The organism is Betaproteobacteria bacterium (assembly GCA_016791345.1).
GTDB lineage: Bacteria > Pseudomonadota > Gammaproteobacteria > Burkholderiales > JAEUMW01 > JAEUMW01.
Genome location: JAEUMW010000446.1, coordinates 1 through 2,655, shown reverse-complemented (window position 1 = coordinate 2,655; position 2,655 = coordinate 1). Strand labels below are relative to the sequence as shown.

Annotated in this window: 4 protein-coding genes; 2 read left to right on the top strand and 2 right to left on the bottom strand. The window is 64.8% G+C overall.

Features of this window, described 5'->3' with window-relative positions; genetic code table 11:
- The coding region (locus JNK68_16810; GenBank protein MBL8542005.1) for a hypothetical protein at positions 1-375 on the bottom strand (375 nt) is incomplete at its 3' end.
- Positions 376-652: 277 nt separating this feature from the next.
- On the opposite strand from JNK68_16810, the gene JNK68_16805 reads away from it, so the two are divergent.
- The gene (locus tag JNK68_16805; GenBank protein ID MBL8542004.1) at positions 653-1,723 is read left to right on the top strand and encodes an AraC family transcriptional regulator; all 1,071 of its coding nucleotides are present in this window, start codon (positions 653-655) and stop codon (positions 1,721-1,723) included.
- A gap of 13 nt (positions 1,724-1,736) precedes the next feature.
- Here the strand turns inward: JNK68_16805 and JNK68_16800 are convergent, their stop codons facing one another.
- Positions 1,737-2,303, bottom strand: coding sequence for a hypothetical protein (locus JNK68_16800; GenBank protein ID MBL8542003.1), 567 nt, complete (start codon positions 2,301-2,303; stop codon positions 1,737-1,739).
- Between the two features lie 98 nt (positions 2,304-2,401).
- On the opposite strand from JNK68_16800, the gene JNK68_16795 reads away from it, so the two are divergent.
- On the top strand, positions 2,402-2,655 hold a 254-nt coding region (locus tag JNK68_16795; protein MBL8542002.1), incomplete at its 3' end, for a hypothetical protein.

Below are 2,655 nucleotides of genomic sequence, written 5' to 3'. Positions count from 1 at the left end.
GCGCTCGGCGCTCAGCTTCTGGTTGATGGCCGTCGGACCCACCGCCGAGGCCGAGCCGATCGACACCAGGATCACCTTGCGCCCGGCGCTCTCGCGCTGCAGATAGTCGAGGAAGTTCACCAGCCGCTGATACTGGAACTGGTCGAGTGTCGCCGAGCCTTCGGCAAAGAACAGCGTGATCGACCCCGCCCCCTGGTTCATCGAGATCTGCTCGAGCTTGGTGAGCGCCGCTTGCGACGTCTGCAGCTCGCGGTTCTGCGTGTTCTCGACCTTGCCGAACTGCGTCATCGCGTTGTTGTTGGTGTCCGCAATCTCCTGCGCCAGCGCGGTCGTCTGCCCTGCGGACGCCCCACCCAACAGCGTCCCCTTCGGCACCGTCACACTCTGTCCACCCTCCAACGAATAACTCTGCGGCTGTCCCGCGCACCCAGCAAGCAAAACAGCAGCAACAATGGAAAGGATCGGCTTCGTCGGCTTCATCGAATCACTCCCGGTCGGATTGGTGAGGCGAATGGCAGGGCGTCTGCGCATCGATGACGGCGCACGTGCCTGTTTCTCAAAACGCCGTATTGTCCACGATGCAAACGATGGCGCTTGACAGTTTGCGACAATTTCTCGAATCTCCCTACTCGCCGCATGTCCTGACCCTCGCATGACCCCTCCTCACTCGCGCGCCGCGGTGCTCACCGATGGGCAGTTGCGCATTTCCATCTTCGTGAACGTCCCGGCGCTGCTGCGCGAAATGGGACACGACCCGGCCCGCGTGGTCGCCGCTGCCGGGCTGGACCTCGCGCTGCTGGGCGATCCGGAGAATACGGCGTCGTTCGTCGATTTGAGCCGGTTGCTTGCCGTTTGTAGCGAGCGCACGCAGTGCGACCACTTCGGGCTGTTGCTGGGCATGCGCAGCAAGACGACGGACCTCGGCCTGATCGGCCATCTCGCGCTCAATTCGCCCGATGCGGGCGCCGCTCTGCGCAACCTGATCCTGCACCTGCATCTGCACGATCGCGGCGCAGTGCCCACACTCTCCCTGCGGGGCGATCTTGCCGTGCTGGGGTACACGATCTACCAGAGCGGCGTGGTGCGTGCGGATCAGGTCTACGACACGGCGATGGCGGTCATTTTCAACATCATGACATCGCTATGTGGTCCGAACTGGCGGCCGACCGAAGTGCTGCTGTCGCGCTCGCCGCCGACGGATGCCGCTCCCTATCGTCGGTTCTTCCGGGCTCCGCTGCGCTTCGATGCCGACGAGACCGCGCTGGCCTTTGCCACGACCTGGCTCGAGCAGGAGTTACCTGGCGCCGATGCCAAATTGCGGCAGATGCTGCAGCTGCAGGTGGACTCGCTTGCGGCAAACGGCAATGGCGACGTCGTCGCGCAGCTGCGGCGTGTGTTGCGCACGATGCTGGTGAGCGGGAGCGGATCGCAGGAACAGGTCGCCAGGCTCTTCTCGATGCACCGGCGCACGCTCAACCGGCGGTTGAGGGAGCGCAACACGACGTTCCACGCGCTGGTGGAACAGACCCGCTTCGACATCGCGCGCCACTATCTGGAAATCACGCACCTGCCGATCGTCGAGATCGCGAGCACGCTCGACTACGCGGACGCGAGCGCCTTCACGCGCGCGTTCCGCCGCTGGACGGGAACGACGCCGGCGGCGTGGCGCGCCGCCAGCGGCTCGCCCTCCCCGACCCGAACAGCCGGCGCGGCACGCGCCTGAAATCGACTCCCGACTACTTCGACCTCGCCCGCAGCTTGGCGAGCAGCGCGGCATCGGCCAGCATCCGATTGGCGATCTGCCGGAACGCCCCTTCGTATGCCGTGGCGATGCCCCCCTGCGAGAAGTTGGGCTGGCTGCCGGTGCCGGCTCCGGAGAATGTCCCCAGGGGCTGGGTGTAGGTATCCCCGCCGGGAAATACCGTCGCGGTGGCGTTTGCGTAGTATTCGCTCATCACCGGATTCACCGAACTGCTCCCGTTCAACATGACGGTGACCGTCGGCGCGCTCAGGGTTCCGGCGGCTCCCACCTCGGTGAAGACCTCGCGAAAGATACGGATGGCAGCCTGCTGCATGAGTTCGCTGTCCGGGTATTGCCAGGTGTCACCGCGAAACTCCACGGTCTGCGTGCCGGGCATGGTGGGATTCACCTGCACGGCGACACGCGCCGTCAGCGGCAGATTCACGCCCGCAGGCGCCGTTACCACCTGGGGAGTCGACGGCGCCATCGCGCAACCGACAGCCAGGCTCACCAGCACGCCGAGCAGCGCCGTCGACAGATAGGAACGCAGCGTCCACATCATTCCATTCCTCCTCTGAAACTCTTGTCACGCAAGTGTACTCCGTGGCCGACCATGCCACGCGTGTGCGATCATCTCGCGTCCCAACAGGCGCAGAATAGATGCAAAAGCCCGTGCGGCACGTGATGACCAGGATGCGGGAGCCGGACTACGGTCTGCCCGTGCTTCTGGGGCTCCTCGTTCTCGTTGGATTCGTGCTGCCCTCGCTCGGCCTGGAGGGCACCGACGAGCGTCTCTACAGCGACTTTGCAACTTCCCTGCTCCTGCTCTCCGGTCTGGTGGTGGTCTCAGGAGAGCGACGGGTTTTTCTCGTCACTGGGCTCATGGCCTTCATTACGCTCGCCGTGCGCTGGGC

Coding starts and splice junctions, on each gene's coding strand:
- JNK68_16800 (MBL8542003.1), bottom strand. CDS start 2,303: ATGATGTGGACGCTGCGTTCCTATCTGTCGACGGCGCTGCTCGGCGTG.
- JNK68_16805 (MBL8542004.1), top strand. CDS start 653: ATGACCCCTCCTCACTCGCGCGCCGCGGTGCTCACCGATGGGCAGTTG.